The 23,666-nt window shown below is 70.3% G+C and carries 18 protein-coding genes, 2 tRNA genes and 4 pseudogenes; 9 read left to right on the plus strand and 15 right to left on the minus strand.

Features of this window, described 5'->3' with window-relative positions:
* Positions 1-501 precede the first annotated feature (501 nt).
* From JGS22_RS02655 to JGS22_RS02665, 3 genes are all read right to left on the minus strand, one after another.
* Complete coding sequence (locus JGS22_RS02655; RefSeq protein ID WP_211039438.1) at positions 502-1,773, minus strand: APC family permease; 1,272 nt, start codon at positions 1,771-1,773, stop codon at positions 502-504.
* 390 nt (positions 1,774-2,163) lie between these two features.
* On the minus strand, positions 2,164-3,153 hold the full coding sequence (trxB, locus tag JGS22_RS02660) for a thioredoxin-disulfide reductase (protein WP_211039439.1): 990 nt from the start codon (positions 3,151-3,153) through the stop codon (positions 2,164-2,166).
* Positions 3,150-3,563 carry an arsenate reductase ArsC gene (locus tag JGS22_RS02665; protein WP_211039440.1) on the minus strand — a complete coding sequence of 138 codons (414 nt, stop codon included), beginning with the start codon at positions 3,561-3,563 and terminating at the stop codon, positions 3,150-3,152. The genes trxB and JGS22_RS02665 overlap by 4 nt, the downstream gene beginning before the upstream one ends.
* Positions 3,564-3,653: 90 nt before the next feature.
* Here JGS22_RS02665 and JGS22_RS02670 point away from each other — a divergent pair, with 90 nt between their 5' ends.
* From JGS22_RS02670 to JGS22_RS02680, 3 genes are all read left to right on the plus strand, one after another.
* Positions 3,654-3,962: an ArsR/SmtB family transcription factor gene (locus JGS22_RS02670; protein WP_211039441.1), complete on the plus strand. Its 309-nt coding sequence runs from the start codon at positions 3,654-3,656 to the stop codon at positions 3,960-3,962.
* Positions 3,959-5,068, plus strand: a complete 1,110-nt coding sequence (gene arsB, locus JGS22_RS02675; protein WP_211039442.1) for an ACR3 family arsenite efflux transporter — start codon at positions 3,959-3,961, stop codon at positions 5,066-5,068. The genes JGS22_RS02670 and arsB overlap by 4 nt, the downstream gene beginning before the upstream one ends.
* Before the next feature lie 144 nt (positions 5,069-5,212).
* Positions 5,213-6,262 (plus strand): ArsO family NAD(P)H-dependent flavin-containing monooxygenase, encoded by a 1,050-nt coding sequence (locus JGS22_RS02680; RefSeq protein WP_211039450.1) that lies wholly within the window; start codon positions 5,213-5,215, stop codon positions 6,260-6,262.
* A 497-nt stretch (positions 6,263-6,759) separates the two neighbouring features.
* On the opposite strand, the gene JGS22_RS02685 is transcribed toward JGS22_RS02680, so the two are convergent.
* Positions 6,760-7,113, minus strand: a complete 354-nt coding sequence (locus JGS22_RS02685) for an ArsR/SmtB family transcription factor (protein WP_211039443.1) — start codon at positions 7,111-7,113, stop codon at positions 6,760-6,762.
* A gap of 592 nt (positions 7,114-7,705) precedes the next feature.
* Here JGS22_RS02685 and JGS22_RS02690 point away from each other — a divergent pair.
* Positions 7,706-9,103 (plus strand): NAD(P)-binding domain-containing protein, encoded by a 1,398-nt coding sequence (locus JGS22_RS02690; RefSeq protein WP_211039451.1) that lies wholly within the window; start codon positions 7,706-7,708, stop codon positions 9,101-9,103.
* Positions 9,100-10,329, plus strand: coding sequence for an MFS transporter (locus JGS22_RS02695; RefSeq protein ID WP_211039444.1), 1,230 nt, complete (start codon positions 9,100-9,102; stop codon positions 10,327-10,329). The genes JGS22_RS02690 and JGS22_RS02695 overlap by 4 nt, the downstream gene beginning before the upstream one ends.
* Before the next feature lie 268 nt (positions 10,330-10,597).
* Here JGS22_RS02695 and JGS22_RS02700 read toward each other — a convergent pair.
* Together JGS22_RS02700 and JGS22_RS02705 are read right to left on the minus strand one after the other, a co-directional pair.
* A tRNA-Ile gene (locus JGS22_RS02700) sits at positions 10,598-10,671 on the minus strand.
* 253 nt (positions 10,672-10,924) lie between these two features.
* Positions 10,925-10,997, minus strand: a tRNA-Asn gene (locus tag JGS22_RS02705).
* A 157-nt stretch (positions 10,998-11,154) separates the two neighbouring features.
* On the opposite strand from JGS22_RS02705, the gene JGS22_RS02710 reads away from it, so the two are divergent.
* A complete protein-coding gene (locus JGS22_RS02710) occupies positions 11,155-11,460 on the plus strand; it encodes a YtxH domain-containing protein (RefSeq protein WP_211039445.1) in 306 nt (101 codons plus the stop codon).
* A gap of 238 nt (positions 11,461-11,698) precedes the next feature.
* Here the strand turns inward: JGS22_RS02710 and JGS22_RS02715 are convergent, their stop codons facing one another.
* The 3 genes and pseudogenes from JGS22_RS02715 to JGS22_RS27270 form a co-directional block, all read right to left on the minus strand.
* Positions 11,699-13,444 (minus strand): pyruvate dehydrogenase, encoded by a 1,746-nt coding sequence (locus JGS22_RS02715; RefSeq protein ID WP_211039446.1) that lies wholly within the window; start codon positions 13,442-13,444, stop codon positions 11,699-11,701.
* A 111-nt stretch (positions 13,445-13,555) separates the two neighbouring features.
* Positions 13,556-14,812, minus strand: a complete 1,257-nt coding sequence (locus tag JGS22_RS02720; RefSeq protein WP_211039447.1) for an NAD(P)/FAD-dependent oxidoreductase — start codon at positions 14,810-14,812, stop codon at positions 13,556-13,558.
* A 201-nt stretch (positions 14,813-15,013) separates the two neighbouring features.
* Positions 15,014-15,223: pseudogene (locus tag JGS22_RS27270) on the minus strand (deoxyguanosinetriphosphate triphosphohydrolase); the annotation flags it as partial.
* A 102-nt stretch (positions 15,224-15,325) separates the two neighbouring features.
* Between JGS22_RS27270 and JGS22_RS25855 the strand changes: the two are divergent.
* A pseudogene (locus JGS22_RS25855) lies at positions 15,326-15,418 on the plus strand (hypothetical protein); the annotation flags it as partial.
* Positions 15,419-15,471: 53 nt separating this feature from the next.
* Here JGS22_RS25855 and JGS22_RS02730 read toward each other — a convergent pair.
* Positions 15,472-16,704 (minus strand): annotated as a pseudogene (locus JGS22_RS02730) (deoxyguanosinetriphosphate triphosphohydrolase); the annotation flags it as partial.
* Positions 16,705-16,707: 3 nt separating this feature from the next.
* Between JGS22_RS02730 and JGS22_RS25860 the strand changes: the two are divergent.
* Positions 16,708-16,902, plus strand: a pseudogene (locus tag JGS22_RS25860) (deoxyguanosinetriphosphate triphosphohydrolase); the annotation flags it as partial.
* Positions 16,903-17,616: 714 nt separating this feature from the next.
* Positions 17,617-18,588 (plus strand): acyl-ACP desaturase, encoded by a 972-nt coding sequence (locus JGS22_RS02735; protein WP_211041271.1) that lies wholly within the window; start codon positions 17,617-17,619, stop codon positions 18,586-18,588.
* Between the two features lie 353 nt (positions 18,589-18,941).
* Here the strand turns inward: JGS22_RS02735 and JGS22_RS02740 are convergent, their stop codons facing one another.
* The 5 genes from JGS22_RS02740 to JGS22_RS02760 all read right to left on the minus strand — a co-directional run bounded on the left by JGS22_RS02740 (position 18,942) and on the right by JGS22_RS02760 (position 23,584).
* The gene (locus JGS22_RS02740; protein WP_211041272.1) at positions 18,942-19,685 is read right to left on the minus strand and encodes an ABC transporter ATP-binding protein; all 744 of its coding nucleotides are present in this window, start codon (positions 19,683-19,685) and stop codon (positions 18,942-18,944) included.
* Entirely contained in the window at positions 19,682-20,230 is a 549-nt protein-coding gene (locus JGS22_RS02745) for a hypothetical protein (RefSeq protein WP_211041273.1), read from the minus strand. Before JGS22_RS02745 ends, JGS22_RS02740 begins: the two co-directional genes overlap by 4 nt.
* Before the next feature lie 35 nt (positions 20,231-20,265).
* Complete coding sequence (locus JGS22_RS02750) at positions 20,266-21,552, minus strand: hypothetical protein (protein WP_211041274.1); 1,287 nt, start codon at positions 21,550-21,552, stop codon at positions 20,266-20,268.
* Positions 21,553-22,208: 656 nt separating this feature from the next.
* Complete coding sequence (locus tag JGS22_RS02755; RefSeq protein WP_211041275.1) at positions 22,209-22,697, minus strand: NUDIX domain-containing protein; 489 nt, start codon at positions 22,695-22,697, stop codon at positions 22,209-22,211.
* Between the two features lie 32 nt (positions 22,698-22,729).
* Entirely contained in the window at positions 22,730-23,584 is an 855-nt protein-coding gene (locus JGS22_RS02760) for an alpha/beta hydrolase (protein WP_211041276.1), read from the minus strand.
* Positions 23,585-23,666 lie beyond the last annotated feature (82 nt).

A 23,666-nucleotide genomic window follows, 5' to 3' on the forward strand; every position in this document is an offset into this window, starting at 1 on the left:
CACCTGGGCAAACCAGCTTGGTTAGCGCTCAACAACGGATTAACCCATATGTGACAAGCATTACGCTAGATACGTGCGGGCTCTTTGTTAACGCACACATTGCTCCGATGGCCACTCTTCAGTCGCCGACCGCTGACCGCGCACACCGCCGAGTCAGCCGGACGGCTCTCCCGCTCCGGTCCGGCACGATCCGTCTCGACCGAAGACAGCGGTGGGACGTCGCCGGGGTCGGTGGAGCCGCAGCACCCAGGTCTGCCAAGCCGCGGTCCCGCCTGCGTTCTGTTGCTGGGACAGGAGACCGACGAGGGCTTGGACGGTGTCGACCATGTGCTCTCGTCGGCCGAGGTGACGGGCCGGTGCCCGCCGGTTCTTGAGGTGGGCGACATGCCGTGCTCGACCCGGATGCGGCGTGAGAGCGGGCCTTGCCCTGGCGTTCGTGCACTTCTCCGTACCGCGCAACTGCCGGGCGGAGGCGGACCGCAGCACAGTCGGCCCGGAAGGTCAGCCCCGCGCGGCGAGGATCCGGCGCGCGGCGTGGACGGCGGAGCCCAGCGCGATCACCGCGGCACCGGCGAGGACCGAAGACAGGGGCAGGGCGAACGCCAGAACGAGGCAGCCGACCAGCCCGGCGCCGGGCACGAGCCGGTTCGGACGGCCCTCGTCGCGGGTGAGGGTCCAGGCGGAGGCGTTGGCGACGGCGTAGTAGACGAGGACGCCGAAGGAGGAGAACCCGATCGCCCCTCGCAGGTCCCCGGTCGCGGCGGCCACGGCCACGACGGCGCCGACAAGGAGCTCAGCGCGGTGCGGGACCCGGAACCTGGGGTGGACGGCGGCCAGAGCATGCGGCAGGTGCCGGTCGCGGGCCATGGCCAGGGTGGTGCGGGAGACCCCGAGGATCAGGGCGAGCAGGGAGCCGAGTGCGGCGAGGGCTGCACCTGTGCGGACCACGGGGGCGAGCCAGTCGGCGCCTGCGGCCCGCGCGGCGTCCGACAGTGGCATCGCCGCCTCGGCCAGGCCGTCCGGGCCCAGCACTGTCAGGACCGAGACCGCGACGAGGGCGTAGACGACGAGGGTGACGCCGAGGGCGATCGGGATGGCCAGCGGGATCGTCCGAGCCGGATCGCGGACCTCCTCCCCCAGGGTGGCGATGCGCGCGTACCCGGCGAAGGCGAAGAACAGCAGCCCCGCTGCCTGTAGCACCCCGCCGGCGGTGGCGTCGGAACCGATGTCGAGCCGGGCCGCGTCCGTGGCATCCGAGGTGAGGGCGGCAACCACCACGGCGGCGAGGATCGCCAGGACCACGGCCACCACGACCCGGGCCAGCAGCGCGGACCGCTGCACTCCGGCGTAGTTCACTGCGGTCAGCGCCACCACGGCGAAGACCGCAACGGCGTGTGCCTGGCCGGGCCACACGTACGAGCCGACCGTCAGCGCCATCGCCGCGCAGGAAGCCGTCTTGCCAACGATGAACCCCCACCCCGCCAGGTAGCCCCAGAAGTCACCGAGCCGCTCGCGCCCGTAGACGTAGGTGCCGCCCGACGCCGGGTACCGGGCCGCGAGCCGCGCCGACGAGGTGGCATTGCAGTAGGCGACCACGGCCGCCAATGCCAGCCCGATCAACAGCCCGGAGCCGGCGGCGCGCGCTGCGGGGGCGAGCGCGGCGAAGATACCGGCGCCGATCATCGACCCCAGACCGATCATGACGGCGTCGGGCACTCCGAGTGTCCGCCGCAACTGCTGCGGGGCGCGGTCGGCGGTCGATGGCTTGCTCATGGGCACGTTCCTCGACGACACGTACTTGACCAACTCCGGTATCGGAAGACGATACAAGAGCGCCGATGGGCCCCGTGGCTGGAGCCCTGTGCTGCGCGACTCTCCTGAACGGGCCCTGGCGCGAGGAAGCTCACCAACCGGCCGCGTCCTCACGCCGACGCTGATTCGCTCTCGGATCCGTGACCTGCGTTCCGCGAATGTCCCGCCCCCTTGACGGGACCTCAGGAGGGGCGACCGCGCGGCCGTGCGAGTGGCGAGAACTGCGGTCGGCCGCCGACCATCACCTGCTGAATGCTCCACGCTGCTGCACCGCTGGGCCTCGCCGCACCTCGCTGTTCGAAAGGGCCACTCCGAGATCCGTGGACGGACAGCACGTTCCTGTCGGGACGCTCAGACGACCGCCGGCGTCATATCGGGCTCCGCGTCCGCCACGGTGTCGGTGAGAGCCGCGAGGTGGCGCTCGGCGTCCAGGGCTGCGGCGCATCCCGAACCCGCGGCGGTGATCGCCTGGCGGTAGGTGTGGTCGACCACGTCTCCCGCGCCGAAGACGCCGGGAATGTTCGTGCGGGTCGAGGGGGACTCGACCTTCAGATACCCCTCGTCGTCCAGGTCCAGCTGACCGGCGAAGAGCTCGTTGCGGGGGTCGTGGCCGATCGCGACGAACAGGCCCGTGGCCTCCAGGTCGCGCGTCCGTCCGCTGAACGTGTCGCGCAGGACGAGACCGGACAGTGCGCCGCCTTCCTCCTGGAGCTCTGCTATCTCGCTGTCGAAGGCGAAGGAGATCTTGTCGTCGGCGAACGCGCGGCTCTGCATGACCTGGGAGGCCCGCAGCGCGCTCCTGCGGTGGACGACCGTGACGGAGCGGGCGAACCGAGTGAGGAAGGTGGCCTCCTCCATCGCGGTGTCGCCGCCGCCGACGACCACGATGTCGCGGTCGCGGAAGAAGAAGCCGTCGCAGGTCGCGCAGTAGGAGACCCCGCGCCCGGACAATTCGCCCTCGCGCTCCAGGTTCAGCCTGCGGTGTTGCGATCCGGTGGCCATGATCACGGCGCGGGCCCGGTGGACCGCTCCGCTGCTGTCCGTGACCGTCTTGATGTCGCCAGTCAGGTCGGCGGCGATGACGTCGTCCGGGACCATCTCGGCGCCGAACCTTGTCGCCTGGGCCCGCATGTTGTCCATGAGGTCCGGGCCGACGATGCCCTCGGGGAAGCCGGGGAAGTTCTCGACCTCCGTGGTGTTCATGAGCGCGCCGCCCGCGGTCACCGAGCCTTCGAAGACCAGGGGCTTGAGGTCGGCGCGCGCCGTGTAGAGCGCGGCGGTGTACCCGGCGGGGCCGGAGCCGATGACGATGACGTTCCGGACGTCCGTGTCGGCACTCACTTGGACGCCTCCGGCGCGATCTCCGCGATCAGGCCCTCGACCATGACCTTGATCTCGTCGCGGATCGGGCGCACCGCTGCCACACCCTGGCCGGCCGGGTCTTCCAGCTTCCAGTCGAGGTAGCGCTTGCCGGGGAAGACGGGGCAGGTGTCGCCGCAGCCCATGGTGATGCAGACGTCCGACTCCTTGACCGCGTCGACCGTGAGGATCTTCGGGGTCTCTGCGGAGATGTCGATACCGACCTCTGCCATCGCCTCGACCGCGGCCGGGTTCACCGCGTCGCCAGGGTTCGAACCTGCGGAGCGGACCTCGACGCGATCACCGGCCAGGTGGGTCAGCCACGCGGCAGCCATCTGGGAACGGCCGGCGTTGTGGACACAGACGAACAGAACAGAGGGCTTCTCGAACATCAGGGGTCTCTCTCGTCGCACGATGAATCAGGCACACATGACATCAGCACCCGGTGGCATCAGTAGCCACTGATGTGAGAGTATCAGCCCATGATGACGTCAGTCGACACTGAATTGATCCGAGTGCTGGGCGATCCGCTCCGGCTCCGGATCGTGACCTTGCTCGCCCGCGAGACGCTGTGCACCAGCCACCTGGTGGAGGAGACCGGTGCGAAGCAGACCAACCTCTCCAACCACCTGAAGGTCCTGCGCGAGGCCGGGGTCGTGGAGACCGAACCGTGCGGGCGCTTCACGTACTACAGGCTCCGCCCGGAGGTCATCGCCCAGCTCGCCGATCAGTTCGCCGACCTGGCTGAGTCCGCCCGCAACGCTGCCGAGAACAAGAGGGCCTGTCCGTGACCCCCACACAAGCACCCGCGACGACGGCCGAAGAATCCTCCGTCGTCCGGAAGCTGTCCACCCTGGACCGCTTCCTCGCCGTCTGGATCCTGCTGGCCATGGCCCTCGGCCTCGGCCTCGGACGGCTGATCCCGGGCCTGAACGACGCACTGGCGAAGGTGGAGGTCGGCGGAATCTCGCTGCCCATCGCCGTCGGCCTGCTCATCATGATGTATCCGGTGCTCGCCAAGGTCCGCTACGACAAGCTCGACGCAGTCACCGGCGACCGCAAGCTGATGGTCTCCTCGCTGGTCATCAACTGGATCATCGGCCCGGCCGTCATGTTCGCCCTGGCCTGGACCTTCCTGCCGGACCTTCCCGAGTACCGCACCGGCCTGATCATCGTCGGCCTCGCCCGCTGCATCGCCATGGTCATCATCTGGAACGACCTCGCCTGCGGAGACCGCGAAGCCGCAGCCGTCCTCGTCGCCCTCAACTCCGTCTTCCAGGTCATCGCCTTCGGCCTGCTCGGATGGCTCTACCTCGACCTGCTCCCCGGCTGGCTCGGCCTCGGCGAGGGCGAGACGCTCGACATCTCCATGTGGAAGATCGCCCTCAACGTCGTCATCTTCCTCGGCGTCCCGCTGCTCGCCGGCTTCCTCACCCGCCGCCTGGGCGAGAAGAAGATGGGCCGCGAGTCCTACGAGACGTCGTTCCTGCCGAAGATCGGCCCCTGGGCCCTCTACGGTCTGCTCTTCACGATCGTCATCCTCTTCGCCCTCCAGGGAAAGACGATCACTTCGCAGCCGCTGGACGTGGTCCGGATCGCGCTTCCGCTCCTGGTGTACTTCGCGATCATGTTCTTCGGCAGCTTCCTGATCGGCAAGGCCATCGGCCTGGCCTACGACCGCACCACAACGCTGGCCTTCACCGCCGCCGGGAACAACTTCGAGCTCGCCATCGCCGTGGCCATCGCCACCTTCGGTGTCACCTCCGGCCAGGCCCTCTCCGGCGTCGTCGGCCCGCTCATCGAGGTCCCCGTCCTGATCGCCCTCGTCTACGTGGCCCTGGCCTGGCGCAAGAAGTTCGCCCCGTCCGCGATCACCACCAGCACCACGCAGCGCTGATGCGCCACCTCGGCTCCCGCCCGCATCCCGACGTCCGTCCGACGGCCCGCCTCACCGTCCGCCCGACGGCGGAAGCTGTGCCGGAGGTGGGGCGGGAGCCGACACGCCCGACGTTGCTCCGGACGTGACCTGGTGACACGCGCGATGGATGTGGATGTGGTGGTGATCGGTGGCGGCCAAGCGGGCCTCGCCACCGGCTACCACCTGCGCCGTCAGAACCTCGACTTCGTCATCCTCGATGCCCAGCCCATCCCGGGCGGCGCGTGGCGGCACGCATGGGACTCACTCCGCCTGTTCTCCCCCGCCGCGTACTCCTCCCTGCCGGGCCGGCTGATGCCCGCCCAGGACGGGGCGGAGTACCCGGACGCGCATCACGTCGTCCAGTACCTGACCGCGTACGAGGAGCGCTACGCCCTGCCGGTCCAGCGACCGGTCCGGGTGGAGGCCGTACGCCGTGACGGCGAGCGGCTGGGAGTGGAGACGGACGCGGGTGTCTGGTCCGCTCGCGCGGTCGTCTCGGCGACCGGAACCTGGTGGCGGCCCTTTCTCCCCGCCGTCCCCGGCCGCGCGGCCTTCACCGGCCGCCAGCTCCACACCGTGCAGTACCGCAACTCTGACGAGTTCGCGGGACGGCGGGTCATCGTGGTCGGAGGAGGCAACTCCGGAGCCCAGATCGCCGCCGACCTCGCACCGCACACCGAACTGACCTGGGTCACCCAACGCCCTGCGCGTTTCCTGGCCGACGACATCGACGGCCGCGCCCTCTTCGACGCCGCCACCGCCCGCCGCAGAGCGCTGGACACCGGGGACACGGACGCAGGGGGTGTCGCCTCACTGGGCGACATCGTCGCCGTCGCACCGATCCGCGCCGCTCGGGATGCCGACCTCCTCAAGGCCCAGCCGATGTTCGCCCGCCTCACCGAGAACGGGGCGGAGTGGGCGGACGGAAGCAGAGCGGAAGCCGCAGCCCTCATCTGGTGCACCGGCTTTCGCCCCGCCCTCGCTCACCTCGCCCCGCTGGGCCTGCGCGGCGAACGCGGCCACATCCCCACCCACGGCACCCGGGCGGTGGCCGAACCGCGCCTGCATCTCCTCGGCTACGGCGATTGGACGGGGCCCGCCTCGGCCACGCTGATCGGTGTCGGCCGCCCCGCACGGGACGCCGTCCGCGAGATCGCCGCCCTGCTGCGCTGACGCCCCCGGTCGGGCTCAGGGCAGGTCGAGGGCCCGCACCGTCCCCCCGTCGCGTCGGGACACTGAAAGGCGCGAGCTGTTCCAGGGCCTCGCGCTCGGGCAGCTCCGGCAGCTCCGGCAGCTCCGGCGTGACTGCCTCGGCGAAGGACATCACCCAGGGACACCGTGCCGCGGTGCACACTGCGGAACGGGGTGCCGTCGTCGTCCGCCATCGGGCGAAGGAGAGGCTGGCCGGACCAGACCGCGTCCCGCACCCGTCTGTGCACGGCAGCAAGCACTGAGCTGAGGCGCGTGGTCCCCGAGGCGTTCGCGCACCTTCGCGGCTCGCAGCGAAACGGCACCGACACGCAGCACCGCTTCGGCCACGATCTCGCGGCCCGCGCAGGGCAGTTGGCCGGACTGGTGCCGAATACGGTCATACCGGGCGGGTCGGGAGGCGTACAGCTCGGCCTGTTCCAGGAAGCCCGCATGCGCGAGGGTGACGACTTCTCGGGGCGTCAGGCGGCGGACAGCAGCTGGCCCATGGCCGCGAGGACGGAGGGCTCCACGCGGTAGTAGACCCACGTCCCGCGCCGCTCGGAGGTGAGCAGGCCCGCTTCCCGCAGCTTCTTCAGATGGTGGGAGACAGTCGGCTGAGAGACGCCCACGTCGGAGATGTCGCAGACGCACGCCTCCCCGCCCTCATGCGAGGCGACCGCGGAGAACAGGCGCAGCCGGACAGGGTCACCGAGCGCCTTGAACATCTTCGCCGTTCGCTCGGCCTCCTCCGCGCTCAAGGGCCGTTCGGTCAGCGGCGGGCAGCACGGCACGACGGCCGACTCCAGCACGGGCAGCGACCTGGTATCCGACATACACCTATGTTCACACACATCGAATCAGCGAGGGTGGGAGTAGCCACCTGAGCGCCTGCGGATGGTCCGGCGTGGTGGGCAGCGGCAAGGCGCCCCCGCCCCGTCCGCATCCGGCGGGCCGATCACCCAGAGACCGGCGACGGTCGGCGCCCTGCGCATACGGGCAACCAAGGGCGCAATGACGTACTCGGCGTCGCGACTCACGCCCGCAGGGGCCGGAGGCGAAGGACCGCTGAAACTCCGGGCCCGCGGGTGCGCGTGCGGACCTCGCCCCCAGGCGGTCCAGGCAGCGGCTCAGGTAGTCGACCACCTCGTCCCGATGGGGGTAGCGTTCCCCATCCCCGCCGAACGGCAGACTGGACAGGGCGCTGAACCGGGCAGGGGAGATCAGCGTGAGGCCGTCGTACTACTGCGGCCACGGCGGCGGCCAAGGCCGGACTGACCACCACCGATCACCACAGCATCGAATTGCTCCACCGCTCACTCACACCCTCTTCAGGTTCGATGAATGTCTAAGTTGACGGCCATCAATACAGGTGCCATGCTGGCCGCACAAGTCATCGACAGGCATCGAAACAACTGGGGAGTCACCGTGAACGCGCCCACCGCCGCCCTGCCCACCGTGGTGATCGGAGCGGGCCCCGCCGGCCTTGCCGCCGCCGCTCATCTTGCCGGACGAGGCATGGAATTCCTGGTCCTGGAGTCCGGCCCCGCAGCGGGCAGCGCGGTACGCGAGTGGGGGCACGTACGGCTGTTCTCGACGTGGTCCGAGCTCGTGGACCCGGCCGCCGAGAAACTCCTGTCCCCCACCGGCTGGACCGCGCCCGACGGCGGCACCTATCCCTCCGGCGCGGACTGGGCGGACAAGTACCTCCAGCCGCTCGCCGAAGTCCTCGGCGACAAGGTCCGCTACGGCACCACCGTCACCGGCGTCTCCCGCCTCGGCCGCGACCGCATCGTCGACGCGGACCGTGAGCAGCAGCCCTTCACCGTCCGCCTGAAGTCCGCGGACGGAACCGAGGAGCGCATCCTGGCCCGGGCCGTGATCGACGCCTCCGGCACCTGGCCCACCCCCAGCCCCATCGGCGCCGACGGACTTCCCGCCCTTGGTGAGCACGCCGCCTCGGCGCGCATCTCGTACCGCATCCCCGACCTCAAGGACCCCGCCGTCCGCACCCGGTACGCCGGGAAGCGCACCGCCGTCATCGGCTCAGGAGCCTCCGCCTTCACCGCGCTCGCCTCGCTCGCCGACGTAGCGAAGGACGAGCCCGGCACCCACTCCGTGTGGATCCTGCGCCGTGGAATCAGCAACTCCACCTTCGGTGGCGGAAGCGCCGACCAGCTCCCCGCCCGCGGCGCCCTGGGCCTGGCGGCGAAGGCAGCCGTCGACGCCGGACACGCCGATGCCGTCACCGGATTCCGCACGGAAGTCATCGAACGCGGTGACGACGAGCGCCTGACGCTGGTGGCCGAGGACGGGCGCCGCCTCGACCCGGTGGACGAAGTCATCGTCCTGACCGGCATGCGCCCCGACCTGTCCTTCCTGTCCGAGCTCCGCCTCGGCCTGGACGAACGCCTCCAGGCACCGGCGGAGCTGGCCCCGCTCATCGACCCGAACCAGCACTCCTGCGGCACGGTCTACCCGCACGGTCACCGCGAGCTCTCCCATCCGGAGAGCGGGATCTACCTGGTGGGCATGAAGTCCTACGGCCGCGCCCCCACCTTCCTCGCCATGACCGGCTACGAGCAGGTCCGCTCCGTTGCCGCCGCTCTCGCCGGAGACCTCGAAGCCGCCGACCGTGTCGAGCTCACCCTCCCCGAGACCGGAGTCTGCGGCGGCGCCGGGCTCTTCGACGCCCCTGCTACGGAAGAGGCGGACGGCGGAGGTTGCTGCGCCCCTGAGCCCTCCGTGGTCCAGATCGGTGCTGCCGCGCCCGCTGGAACCGCAGCTGCCGAGGAGCCCACGCCGGCCGGTGGCTGCTGCGCGTGACCGAGCCCCACACCCGCGGGGCCGCGACCGGAACAGGGGACCGGTCGCGGCCCCGCGCAGTGCTCCCAGCACTGCGCGCCACACAGATCACCAGCTGGGGCATCGTCTTCTACGCCTTCCCCGTTCTCAACCCCCAGATCACCGAGAACACCGGCTGGTCGGCCGGGGCGACCACGGCCGCCTTCTCCCTTGCCCTGCTCGTCTCCGCGTTCGCCGGAATCCGCGTGGGCCGGATCATCGATCACCGCGGCCCCCGTACCGTCATGACGGCCGGCTCCGTCCTCGGCGTGCTGAGCATCCTCATCGTCGCCGCCGCCCCGAACCTGCCGCTGTTCTTCGCCGGTTGGGTGCTGGCGGGCTTCGCCATGGCGGCCACCTTCTACCAGCCCGCCTTCGCAGCCATCACCCGCTGGTGGGCCCCCGACCACGTGCGCGCGCTGACCATTGTGACGCTCGCGGGCGGACTCGCGTCCACCTTCTTCGCACCTCTCACCGCAGCGCTGGTCGACCACCTGTCATGGCGCATGACCTACACGGTGCTCGCCACCGTCCTCGCCACTGTCACGATCCCCGCCCACGCACTGGCACTGAGAGCCCCCTGGCCTTCAGGACCATTGCCCTCGACGGCCGACGCCGGCCAGAGCGCGAAGACAGCGGCCCGCAGTCGTCCCTTCCACATGCTCGCGGTGGCGCTCACCCTGTCTGCGTTCACCGTCTCGGCCGCGGTCGTCGCCCAGTTTCCCCTCCTGCTGGAACGCGGCTGCTCCACGAGCGAGGCAGCATGGGCACTCGGTCTGGGCGGCGCAGGGCAGACTCTGGGACGCACCCTGTACGCGGCCATCACCCGCCGTACCGAAGTCACCGCGCGCACGACCACCCTGATCGCGCTCGGCGGCCTCACCACCGGGGCCCTCGCACTCGCACCGGGCCCGTACGCCCTTCTGATCGCTCTCTCGGTGGTCGCCGGGATGGTCCGCGGCAATCTCACGCTGCTCCAGGCCACCGCGATCACTGACCGATGGAGCACCACCCACTACGGCCGCCTGTCCGGCCTCCTCGCGGCACCGACCACCACTGCCGCCGCCCTCGCCCCCTTCGCCGGGGCCGCACTGGCGATACCGCTGGGCGGGTACCCGCAGTTGTTCGCAGCGCTGGCGGCTGTTTCGGTGCTTGCCTCCGTCGCCGCGCTCCACGCGGCGACGGAACGCCCTGCTCCCGGTGGGTAACGGGGACATCGGGCCCCAGTGCCTCGAAATCGCGAACCACTTGCACAGCGACGATCCCGAGGATGTGGGGGCGGGTCGGAGTTTCGCGCGCGACAGCCGCGGGACCGCGAACCGCCCATCCCGCCGAGAAGCAGTCAACCCCAGGTCACGAATGCCCGGAAGCTGACGGGAAAACAGAACGCCGCACTCGCTGCACCGTTGCGGGGCCCGCACGCCCCCCCCAGACGCGTCTCCCCAGATCAGAATGACTCTGCCTGGGGACGCTCGGTGGGGTGGGTGGGACTCGAACCCACGGCCGACGGATTATGAGTCCGCTGCTCTAACCGGCTGAGCTACCACCCCGGTCCGGCGCGTCGGGAAACACTCCCCCACGCCGTCTGCCGCAGCATAGCCGCTCATACGATCTCCCGCCCGCACGGGGCCGCTGCTCTCCTCCATGACATCGATCTTGGTCAAAACGGTTCCCGGGGTGTCGGGAGAAAGATCCACGAATGGTGGTGCGCCGAGGGCGCACTCCACGCGGCGCGCGCCCTCTCCACGGGAACCAGCCACACACGAAGAAGGGCCCCGAACCCGGGGCCCTTCTTCGATCACGCTCCCCCGACTGGATTCGAACCAGTAACCTGCCGGTTAACAGCCGGCTGCTCTGCCGATTGAGCTACAGGGGACTGCACTGCTCGGGCTCGCTCGGACGGTGTCCGGGGGCGTTCCCTTGCTGCGGGCAATACATTAGCGCATGGCAGGGGGTGCTCTGAAATCGGTATCGGGCACCGCGGCGCAGCCGGCCTGTGTGCACTGTCGAGGACCCGAGGGAAGGGCTGTCTCATGCGGCACCGTTGGATGTTCGTCACCGGCCTGGCAGTCGGCTACGTGATCGGAACCCGAGCCGGGCGGGAGCGGTACGAGCAGCTGCGTCGCAGCGCGCAGCGATTCGCCGAGAACCCGGCCGTGCGCAACACCGTGGAGTCCGCCGCCCACAACGGGCGCGAGGCCGCCGGCAAGGCGGCGAACGCCGTCACCGACCGGGTCGGCGACCGGCTGCCGCCCTCGGTCGTGGACAGGGTGCGCGACGCGACCGGCCGCCGGAACTCCTCGTCCGAAGCGGACGACTGGGGCACCAGCAACACCTGAGCCCGTACACCCGAGAGCCCGCCACCGAAGCCACGGTGGCGGGCTCCTCCGCGCTCGCGGCCGATTCCGTCGCACGGCAGGTGTGCGCGCGTACGACTGCGCACGCGCATACGGCGCCGTACGGCTGCGTACGACTGCATACGGCGCCGTACGACTGCGTACGGCGGTGTACGGCGGGCGCACACGGCACGTACGCGTACGGCTGCGCACACGGCACGTACGCGCGTACGGCAGCGGGTCAGGGGCGGGGGATGTTGCGGAGGTTGGAGCGGGCCATCCGGACCATCCGTCCGACGCCGCCGTCCAGCACCATCCGGCCGGCGGACAGGGCGAAGCCGGACACCATCTCGGCCTTGATCTTCGGCGGGATCGACAGCGCGTCGGGGTCGGTGACGACGTCCACCAGGGCCGGGCCGCGATGCGCGAACGCCGCCTTCAGTGCGCCCCTGACCTCCTTGGGCTTCTCCACCCGCCGGCCCCAGGCCCCCGCGGCCCGTGCCAGCGCGGCGAAGTCGGGGTTCCGGTTGGCGGTGCCGTGCGGGGGGAGGCCCGCGACAAGCATCTCCAACTCCACCATCCCGAGGCTGGAGTTGTTGAAGAGGACGACCTTCACCGGCAGGTCCTGCTGCACCAGGGTGAGGAACTCGCCCATCAGCATGCTGAAGCCGCCGTCGCCGGACATCGAGACGACCTGGCGTCCGCGGTCGAGGTACTGGGCGCCGATCGCCTGCGGCACGGCGTTGGCCATCGAGCCGTGGGTGAAGGAGCCGATGACCCGCCGCCGTCCGTTGGGAGTGAGGTAGCGGGCGGCCCAGACGTTGCACATGCCGGTGTCGACGGTGAACACCGCGTCCTCGTCCGCCTCCTCGTCCAGCACCGAGGCGACGTACTCGGGGTGGATCGGGGTGTGCTTCTCGACCTTGCGGGTGTACGCGTTCACCACGCCCTCCAGCGCGTCCGCGTGCTTGCGCAGCATCCGGTCGAGGAAGGAGCGGTCCTGCTTCTGCGTGAGCCGGGGCGTCAGGCAGCGCAGCGTCTCCCCGACGTCGCCCCACACCGCGAGGTCGAGGGCGCAGCGGCGGCCGAGGTGTTCGGGACGCACGTCGACCTGGGCGATCCTGACGTCGTCGGGCAGGAAGGCGTTGTACGGGAAGTCGGTGCCCAGGAGGAGGAGCAGATCGCACTCGTGGGTGGCCTCGTAGGCGGCGCCGTAGCCGAGGAGGCCGCTCATGCCGACGTCGTACGGGTTGTCGTACTGGATGTGTTCCTTGCCGCGCAGCGCGTGGCCCACCGGGGCGTTGACCCGGGCCGCGAGGTCCATGACCTCCTGGTGCGCTCCGGCGGTGCCTCTGCCGCAGAAGAGCGTGACCCGGCGGGCGCCCTCGACGAGCTCGACGAGGGAGTCGATCTCGGCGTCGGCGGGACGCACGCAGGGGCGGGCGGTGCCGAGCGCGTGCGGCTCCGGGCCCTCGGGGGCCTGCTGCCCGGCGATATCGCCGGGCAGCGCGACGACGCTGACCCCGCCGCGGCCGATCGCGTGCTGGATCGCCGTCTGCAGCACGCGCGGCATCTGCTGCGGATTGGAGACCAGCTCGCAGTAGTGGCTGCACTCGCGGAACAGCCGGTCGGGGTGGGTCTCCTGGAAGTAGGCGGTGCCGATCTCGCTGCTCGGGATCTGGGACGCCAGGGCGAGCACGGGCGCCATCGAACGGTGGGCGTCGTACAGGCCGTTGATCAGGTGCAGGTTGCCGGGGCCGCAGGAGCCTGCGCAGGCGGCCAGCGCGCCGGTGAGCTGCGCCTCCGCCCCGGCGGCGAACGCCGCCGCCTCCTCGTGCCGTACGTGCACCCAGTCGATGCCGGCGGTGCGGCGGATCGCGTCGACGACGGGGTTGAGGCTGTCGCCGACGACGCCGTAGATCCGCCGCACCCCGCTGCGCACCAGGGTCCCGATGAACTGCTCGGCCACGGTCTGTCGTTTCGCCATCGGTTGCACACCTCGGGTCTCGGAGGGCGTTCGGGCCGGTAGGCCACCAGCAAATTACCGCCGTATGCGGCTTGTGCCCGAAGTGTGCGGCGCGGCGTGCGCGTCAGCGGCTCACAGCAACGCGGTCAGCGGTACGGAGTGGTCGGCCAGCCGCTCCGGGTCCACCGGCTCGGCGGACCGCACGAGCTGCTGGATCTCCTCGGTCCGGTCCCAGACGTTGACGTTCATCCCGGCCAGTACGCGGCCCTCGCGCAGCCAGAAGGCGATGAACTCCGGCTTGCCCACGTCACCCCGGCACACCACCTGGTCGTAGCTGCCCGCCGGAGCCCAGCCGCTGTACTCCAGGCCCAGGTCGTACTGGTCGGAGAAGAAGTAGGGCAGCCGGTCGTGGCGGACCTCCCGGCCGAGCATGGCGCGGGCGGCGGTCGGGCCGCCGTTGAGCGCGTTCGCCCAGTGCTCGACCCGCAGCCGGGTGCCGAGCAGCGGGTGGTGCGCCGCGGCGGCGTCGCCGGCGGCGTACACGGCGGGGTCGGTGACGCTGCGCAGCGACTCGTCGACGGCGATGCCGCCGGTGCGCTCGTCCAGCTCCAGTCCGGCCGAGGCGGCGAGCGAGGTGCGCGGTGCGGCGCCGATGGCGGCCAGTACGCCGTGCGCCGGGTGCTCCTCGCCGTCGTCGGTCTGCACCGCGAGCACCTGCCCGTCGTGGCCGGTGATCTCGGTCAGCCGGGCGCCGAAGTGGAAGCGGACGCCATGGGCGCTGTGCAGGTCGGTGAAGAGTCCGCCCATCTCGGGCCCGAGCACCGAGTGCAGCGGGCCGGGCTCGGATTCGATCACCGTCACCTCGGCGCCGTACGTCCTCGCCGCCGCCGCGGCCTCCAGCCCGATCCACCCGCCGCCGACGATCACCAACTGGCCGTTCTCCCGGCCGAGTCGGGCGAGTACGCCGCGCAGCTGGTCGGCGTGCGAGAGGCGGCGCAGATGGTGCACCCCGGCGAGCTGGGTGCCCGGCACGTCCAGCCGTCGCGGCTCGGCGCCGGTGGCCAGCAGCAGCGCGTCGTACGGCAGGACCGTCCCGTCGCCGAGGGTCACCTCGTGGGCCTCGCGGTCGATCCGGACGGCGGGCTGGCCGAGGTGCAGCTCGATCTGCTCGCGCGCGTACCAGGCGGGTTCCTGGACGAGCAGGCTCTCGCGTTCCGCCTCGCCGCTGAGGTAGCCCTTGGACAGGGCGGGGCGCTCGTAGGGGTGGTCGCGTTCGTCCCCGACGAGGATGACGCGACCGGTGAAGCCCTCCGCCCTCAGGGTCTCGGCTGCCTTCGCCCCGGCCAGTCCGCCGCCGATGATGACGAACGTCCGATGTGCGTCCACCACGTGCTGCCTCCTCGCTGCTGTTGCGCCCCGCGTTCTGCCGCACGCCGGAGCCCCGTGCGTACGGCACGTTGTGCGGTGGCCCTCCCTGGAGCGTCCCGCATCCGGGCGATCACCGGAAGGGCGCACGGCGATCACCGGAAGGGCGCACGGCGATAACCGCGTGGCGCGGGAGGTGCGGTGCGTGGCGGGGAGTTGCGGGGCGACGCGCCGCCGGGCCGCGTCGTCGCCGGCCCGCGCGTACTCGGCGCGGAACTGCGGGTCCAGGCCGTCGGGCGCCCGCAGCAGCAGAGCGTGCGCCAACTCCTGCAGCACGACGCGCTGTTCGGCCCGCAGGCGCTCCTGGTCGGGGCGCTGCATGACGAAACGGTCGGCGACCGCCTTCAGCACCGCGCACTCCAGCCGTACGCCGCGTACGGCAGCGGTCCGCTGACCCGCTACGACGCGGACCTGCTGGTCGACCGCGGCGTACGGCTGGAGTGCGCGGTGCTGAAGGCGGTCGCCGACCGTTTCGTCATGCAGCGCCCCGACCAGGAGCGCCTGCGGGCCGAACAGCGCGTCGTGCTGCAGGAGTTGGCGCACGCTCTGCTGCTGCGGGCGCCCGACGGCCTGGACCCGCAGTTCCGCGCCGAGTACGCGCGGGCCGGCGACGACGCGGCCCGGGTGCGGGCGGACGCGTCGGTCAAACAGGCGATCTGGTCGACGACCGCCCGCACCCGGGCCGCGTCGTCGCCGGCCCGCGCGTACTCGGCGCGGAACTGCGGGTCCAGGCCGTCGGGCGCCCGCAGCAGCAGAGCGTGCGCCAACTCCTGCAGCACGACGCGCTGTTCGGCCCGCAGGCGCTCCTGGTCGGGGCGCTGCATGACGAAACGGTCGGCGACCGCCTTCAGCACCGCGCACTCCAGCCGTACGCCGCGGTCGACCAGCAGGTCCGCGTCGTAGCGGGTCAGCGGACCGCTGCCGTACGCGGCGCGGGTTGCGGACTCGGCGCCGAGGCAGAAACGGCCGATCAGCTGGCTGGTGGCGTCCTTGAGCCGGGCCTGCGCGGGCGCGGTGCCGTCGTAGCCGTGCGGCCACCACTCCTGGTCCAGGAGCCGGTCGAGCGCCTCGGCCAGTTCGTCCTCCTGGGTGTCGGCCGGGGCGTACCGGCCGGCGGCGAGGGCGAAGATCTCGCGGCGCTCGGGGCCGGCGAGGAGGACGTTGGGGTCGAGGTACCCGGCGTGCAGTCCGTCCTCGACGTCGTGCACGGAGTAGGCGACGTCGTCGGACCAGTCCATGACCTGGGCCTCGAAGCACCCGCGGTGGGCCGGCGCGCCCATACGCAACCACCGGAAGACGGGCACGTCGTCCGCGTACACCCCGAACTTCGGCGACCGCGGGTCGGTGGGGTGGCCGCCCTGCTGCCAGGGGTACTTGGTCGCGGCGTCCAGCGCGGCCCGGGTGAGGTTCAGCCCGGCGGGGCTCCCCTCGGCGGTGAAGTGCTTGGGCTCGATACGGGTGAGCAGCCGCAGCGACTGGGCGTTGCCCTCGAACCCGCCGCACGGCCCGGCGATCTCGTCCAGCGCGGTCTCGCCGTTGTGGCCGAAGGGCGGATGCCCCAGGTCGTGGGCGAGGCAGGCGGCCTCGACCAGCTCGGGATCGCAGCCGAGCGCGGCGCCGAGGTCCCGTCCGATCTGCGCGCACTCCAGGGAGTGGGTCAGCCGGGTGCGCGGGCTGGCGTCCCAGGCGTGTGCGCTCGACCCGGGCGCCACGACCTGCGTCTTGCCGGCGAGGCGGCGCAGCGCAGCGGAGTGCAGTACCCGGGCCCGGTCGCGCTGGAAGGCGGTGCGCCCGGGGCGCTTGTCGGGTTCCGGCTCCCAGCGCTCGGTGTCGGACGGGTCGTATGTGCCGTGCATGCCATGACCGTAACCGGCGGGCGCACCGCCTTCCAGCGCGACCGGGCCCGGGTACTGCACTCCGCTGCGCTGCGCCGCCTCGCCGGCAAGACGCAGGTCGTGGCGCCCGGGTCGAGCGCACACGCCTGGGACGCCAGCCCGCGCACCCGGCTGACCCACTCCCTGGAGTGCGCGCAGATCGGACGGGACCTCGGCGCCGAGTCCGCAACCCGCGCCGCGTACGGCAGCGGTCCGCTGACCCCGTACGTGTGCGCCGGTGAGCGTGCGCGGGCCCGGTACGGACGCACTGGCCCGCGCCGCTTCCCCAACGCGCCCCGCAAGCCCCCGCCGCCCGGCTCGCACCGAGCCCGCGCCCCTGCGTGCGCCGGACGCGTACGCCGGCGCCCCGCCGACTGCCGGCGACGACGAGAGCCCACCCTGTCTGTTTGTCGATGCACGGTCAATAACTCGTGTACGGGTAAGGCGGTGCGGGGAGCCGTTGGGACGCGGCGGGGGCGCGGCAACTGTCCGCCGAACGAGGGGCACGGCAGGCGTCCGGTCGAGTGTCTTTGCCGGAGCGTCGCGACGGGACCACGGCTGAGCGCGCACGCCTCACCGCCCGGTCCGTGCGGGGGCGAACAGCTCCGGGCCTCCCGCGGTCCACCATCGTCGTCGGCGCCGACCAACCCTCCCCGCCCTAGGGCTACTTGACCCGCCGCGCCGCATCACCGGTCACCGGGGAACGCTGTGCCGACGGTTCCTCGCCGAGGGTGAATTTCTCCCTGCCCGCAAGTGCCACGAACTGCCCGAATCACCCCGGGTGACGAAAGCAGGCAAGTTCCGGGCTTGGCTCAGCGCACGGCGGGCCGTAACCTACGGTCTCGTAACCTACGGACCCGTAGGTTGGAACGCCGTCTTTCGCAGGAGCCTCTTGTGACCCTCGCTTCTCCCCATCTCGGCAGCTCAGAGGAGTGGACCGACGCCAAGCTGCTGTACGCCCTCGAAGAGGTCGTGGAGAAGGAACTCAACCGGCACCTCACGGTCGCCAAGGACTGGATGCCGCACGAGTACGTGCCCTGGTCCGACGGCCGCAACTTCCCCGGCTTCTACGACGACGGCGAAGCCTGGGACAAGTCCCAGTCCAAGGTCACCGACATCGGGCGCGTCGCGCTGATCGTCAACCTTCTGACCGAGGACAACCTCCCCAGCTACCACCACGAGATCGCCAGCCTCTTCGGCCGCGACGGCGCCTGGGGCACCTGGGTCCACCGCTGGACCGCCGAGGAGGGACGGCACGGCATCGTGATGCGCGACTACCTGCTGACCTCGCGCGCCGTCGACCCGGACGAGCTGGAACGCTTCCGGATGGTGCACATGGCCGAGGGCTTCGAGTCGGACAACCGCCACTCGATGCTGCACTCGGTCGCCTACGTCGCCTTCCAGGAGCTGGCGACCCGCATCTCGCACCGCAACACCGGGCACCAGTCCGGCGACCCGGTCTGCGACCGGATGCTCTCGCGCATCGCCACGGACGAGAACCTGCACATGGTCTTCTACCGCAACCTGCTGCGCGCGGCCTTCGAGCTCGCCCCCGATCTGACCATGCAGTCCGTACGGGACGTGGTCGTGCAGTTCCGGATGCCGGGCCACGGCATGCCGGGCTTCGAACGCGCCGCCGCCCGGATGGCGATCGGCGGGATCTACAACATGCGCATCCACCACGACGACGTGCTCCAGCCGGTGCTGCGCTTCCTGAAGGTCATGGAGATCGACGGGCTCGGCCCCGAAGGTCTGCGCGCCCAGGAGGAGTTGGGGATGTACATGGACGGGCTGGACTCCGAGGCCCGCAAGCTCGACGAGAAGCTGGAGGCCCGCCGCGCCCGGATGGCCGCCCGCCGCGCGTAACGCCCTGCGACGGCTGGGGCCGTACGCGCCGAACGCGCCGCCGCACACGGGCGGACCGCGCCCCGCCCGTTGTGGACCGACGCCCGTACCCGGAGGCCGACTCGGCTCCGCGGTACGGGCGTCGACCCGTTCCCGGCCCACAGCGGCCGACCAGCCCCTAACCCCACCCGGGCGCGACCGTCACCCGCCGCACGCGACCAGCCGAGCCCCGGGGGACTCCGACTCAGCCGCCGCCGCACGGGCCGCCGCACGGGCCGACGCACGGGCCGACGTACGGATCGACGTACGGACCCGGCGCACGACACCGGCGCACGAGCTGACGACCGCCGTACGAGCCGGGCTGCTGCGTGCTCTCAGACCTGCTCGCCGCGCTCCAGCAGTGCCGTGTAAGCCCCTTCCGCCACACGCCCGGGAGCAGTGCCCTCGGGTGCCTCGACGAGAAAGGCACCGGTGTCTCCGGAGAGGAGCACGCGTCCTCGGTCCATGACCGTGACGTGGTCGGCTTCCTCAGCGAGGTCGGCCACATCGTGCGTCGACAGGAGGACCTGGACACCGTCTTCGACGAGTTTTGCCAACACATCGCGGAAAAGGCGCCGTTGGCGGGGGTCCATGCCGGCGGTCGGCTCGTCCAGCAGCAGCACGCGCGCATCATGGACCAGAGCAGCCGCCACACCGACCCGCCGGATCTGCCCCCCGGAGAGCTGCGTCGTCCGTACGCCCTCCTGCTCGGTCAACTCAACGCGTCGCAGGGCTTGTTGTGCCCGTTCCCACGCATCGGTCCTGCTGAGCCCCTTCAACCAACCGACGTACGCCACGTACTCCCTCGCGGTGAGGGACGGCAACGGGGTGATCGACTGCGGCATCCACGCGATCTCGCGGCGGAACTCCTTGGACCGCGACGACAGGTTGCCGTACGAAACACGCCCCGCCTGCGGTACGACGACGGCCGCGGCAAGTTTCAGAAGCGTTGATTTACCGGCGCCGTTGGGGCCGAGCAGGATAGTGAGACCATCAGGGAGCTCGTAGGAGAACGCCCGCAGAACGTATGGCCGCACGCGTCCGTACCGGTAGCTGCAGGCGGAGAGGACCAGCGTCACAACGCCCTCCTTGTACTGAATTGGTGAACGAGAATCCCGCAGAGCAGTGCGGTGACAGCAAGAACCATCGCGTGCGGCTCACCGTGGGGTTCCGGCAGCACCGACCAGAAATACGGATCCGTCCACGTTCGAAATCCGACAAGCATCACCGTCACGATCCAGAGCACGGGCAGAAGAACTGCGACCGTCCCGAACACCGCACGGCCGCACAGCAGGATTCCGGTGAGGAAAGCGGTGTTGCGGCCGAGAACCAACGCCGCCTCGGAGTCGAGCACTGACCCGAGCGCAACTCCCACCGCTGCCGCCGCCAGCACAGCCACCACGGTGAGCGCGGCGTCCAGCCAGAGAACGTGGCGGACTCCGGAGACCTCCGGAGCAGGCAGCCGGGCATCGAGGCAGCGCCCCAGCGCAACCAGAACCACCACCGGTACGAACATCGCAAGCTGCATTCGCGTACCGCCGGTGAGAGTGAGCGAGGGCAGCACCGCGACCGAATCGTGGAGCAGCAGGGCAAGGACTGTGAAGACCACCAGAGCCAGCGGCATTACGGTGAGTACTCCGCGAGTTTTGAGCCACAGCGTCACGAATCACGCCCACGGTCGGCACACGCTTTCGCCCTCATCACGCGATACCAGTCACGCTGTTCGTCGGCAGTTCTGCTGCGGACTCTCGACACCGCCTCCTCCAGTGCACGCTGCTCCCGCGCATCGTGAGAGGGATCCTCTCGGAGAAGAGACCTGAACGTCTGCTGCTCCCCCGCTGCCGCCGCAGCCCAACCGACGACCATTCGTGACGCATGTATGTCCGGCATGGTGCAGGGAAATGCAACAGCCTGCCGCACTGTCTGATAGCGAACAAGTCCGTCACGGCTACCCTTCGTCAGCGCCAACTGCCAGACCGAGTCCGTGGATTCCTTCGGATACCGACCATCGATCAGCGTGTCAGTGACCTTCTCGGGCGACGCGCTGATGCCGACATTCCGCAGCCTATGCAGTACCTCCCGGACGTCAGCGCCTACCGCGCCCGCGTCCTCTCCCGATCCCTTCGGCATGCAGACCTTCGGACGAGTGCCCACACATGCCAGTTCGGCCGCCCTCGTTTCTACCGGCGGGGTCGGACCCCATTCCCTGGCGATCGACCATGCAGCCACCGACGCCACTGCCACCATCAACACGCCGACAAGTGCCCGCTGCGCGAGCTTTCCCACTGGAAGCCAGAGCACTGCTAGCGCTCCTGCCAGCGCACAAGCCGGCAGAGCGTGGGCGGCCATGGACTGCCAGGTCGCGACCTCCCCGTACGAAAGGGCATGAGGATACTGACCGGTTACGTGGCGAAGCCAGAAGGTATCCAGTGCCACCGGGTACGCCACGGCCAGGTAGACGAGGACCGTCAGAAGAGGGGAAGCCACCTCTGGTCGAACCCACAATCCCACAGCGAAGCCGAGCACAGCATAAGCAGCGCACAACGCCACGGCCAGCAACAACGGACGCATGCTGCCCAAAGTCGGATACGCGCCCCACTGCACAAGAGCTAGAACGACTGGCAGGACCACCATCAGAACGGAGAGACCCACTACCGGGATCAGGGCATCGAAGGCAACTCGATACCTCGACCGCACGGGCCCGACATCCCAGATGGATGCCCTTACCAGACGTCCACTTTCCCAGGAGCCGAAGGCGGCAGCAACCGCGTAGGCGAAGGGGTACATCGAAGAAAGCGAATACGAAACGATACCGGGCGCGTACCCGTAGCTTTCATCGGCGACATACGCAGAGGTCACCGAGAAGTAATAGAACACGGTAACCGCGAGTGCGAGTGGCGCCCCCCACAGCGCACTCGAAGACCTGAGCCTCGGCCACACCTTCACTCTGACACCTACTCACCAGGAACGAACCCCGGAATCCAGCGAACCGAAGCTTCCGCTGTACGCTAATCAGCCCCTCGAAACAAGCGGCAAAAGCTCCACTTCCATTACTCGGATCAACAGCCCAGGGCAAGCCCTGCCACATTCTGACATCGACTCGCTTCGCCTTGCGGGAAGTGAGTCGTTCCACCGCCCGGGACACAGCGGCTTTTAAGTAGTCCTTGATCTCGCTCTGCCAATTCGCGAGGGCGACCGGAGCCCACAAGGGAAAGCGCGGCAACAGCCGCAGAAACAAGAGCTGTACACATGGCAGCCTTGCACGTCAGCGCCCCCATACCGCAACCGAAAAATGGCCTTATACTCTTGACGATTCAAACGAGAACGACGCAAAAAGCTCCAGGTCACGGAGCGGCCAATCGAGGGTAAGTCCCCTGCACCTACTTCGTCAAAGGCCCGTTCTCGCGTTCGAAAATGCCCCAAGTGCAATTATAGCCGCGCAAATGAGGCAGCAGGTCGAACTGCACCCGCATCTCGTTTCCCGTCCGGTGCGGTCCCCCACCGGACGGCTCGGCCACGTACTCAGCCCACGTACCGGCCGCCCGGGGGCCGGCGCGGGCCGCACGGGCCGCCTCCTCCGGTCGCCGCTCGGGTCGTCGGCTCTATCTCGGACCGTCGGCGGCGGGCTCGGGGTGCCAGGGGCCGTCCGGTGCCAGGGCGTTCAGCACCGCCAGTAGCTGCGGAGGTTGCAGCGGGTCGGGCAGCCCAGCGAGTTCGTTCCACTCGACCCAGACGTGGCCCCGCAGGTTCTCCCGCTCGTCCGGCATCAGGCCGGCGCGGGCCAGACCCGGGCGCTCCTCGTCGAAACGCGCGAGGAAGAACTGCTCGGTACCGACGTACCGTCTGCCGTTCCAGCGCGAGTCCCGCACCACCGGCACCCCGCGCTCCAGCACCGCGCCGCCGTCCAGCCCGGTCTCCTCGACCAGTTCGCGGCGTGCCGCAGCCAGGGGCGTCTCGTGCCGTTCGAGTCCGCCGCCGGGTGGCTCCCACTGCAACGAACCGTCGTACGGGTCACGCCAGTTGAGCAGCAGGATCCGCTGCGCCGCGTCCAGGCAGACGACCCGCGCGGCCGGTCGGCGTCTTCTCTTCACCGTCCGAAACTACCCGGGCCGGACGAGGTCAACTAGGTTGCCGCGGAAGCGAGTTCGTCCAGCAGACGCGCGGAGGGGCCGACGTCGACGAGCCATCTGAGATGGCTGCCGGGGAGGGTACGGACCCGGAACGGGTTGTCCGGGGTGAGGGCGTCGCCCTCACGGATGAAGCGGTCCTGGAGCGCGGGCGGCATGCTCGCGTCGTCCGCCAGCCGTACGTACGTCTTCGGGACGCGGCCCCAGGTCGCGGCGTCCGCACGGTCGTCGGAGCCGCCGAAGTCCAGGTTCTCGTCTGGCTGGAAGGTGTTGAGGAAGGTCAGGAACTCCTCCTCGGTGCCGTCGGCGAAGAAGGCGGCGCGAAAGGCCGCGAGGGCCGCGGGGTCGGCGGTGCGGAAGTTGACGCGCAGCAGGCCGAGTTGGGCCGGATCGCCGGCCAGGGCCAGCGCCAGGCCCGAGCTGTCGACGTCGGCCATCTCCGGCTCCGCGTGGTAGTCGCCCACACTCAGCGCCACCGGGCACCACGCGGAGACGTACACCAGTTGGTCGACGAGATCCGGGCGGGCGTTGGCGGCGGCTGTCACCGTGACGCCTCCGCGACTGTGGGCCAGCAGGATCACCGGCCCGTTGCGCTTGGCGCGCTCCAGGACCCCGATCAGGTGCGCCACGTTGTCGGCGAGGCTGACACCACTGATCGCGCCGGGCGCGTTCGCCAGCCCCTGGAGGTCCTGCGGCACCTGATAGGCGGGCGTGTACGTCGCCGCGAAACCGTGGCCCGGCAGGTCGACGGCGACGGAACGGTGGCCGAGCAGCCCGAGCTCGGCCTGCAACGGCGCGAAGGAGAAGGAGTTCGCGAACGCGCCGTGGACCAGTACGAAGGTCGGTCGCATTTGTGGGTACCGCTTTCCGGACGCCTGCTCGGCGGCCACCTCAGGACGCCGCCCGTCGGGTCGCACGCCGTTGCTCATCAAA

This window comes from Streptomyces tardus (genome assembly GCF_018101125.2).
Taxonomy (GTDB): Bacteria; Actinomycetota; Actinomycetes; order Streptomycetales; family Streptomycetaceae; genus Streptomyces; species Streptomyces tardus.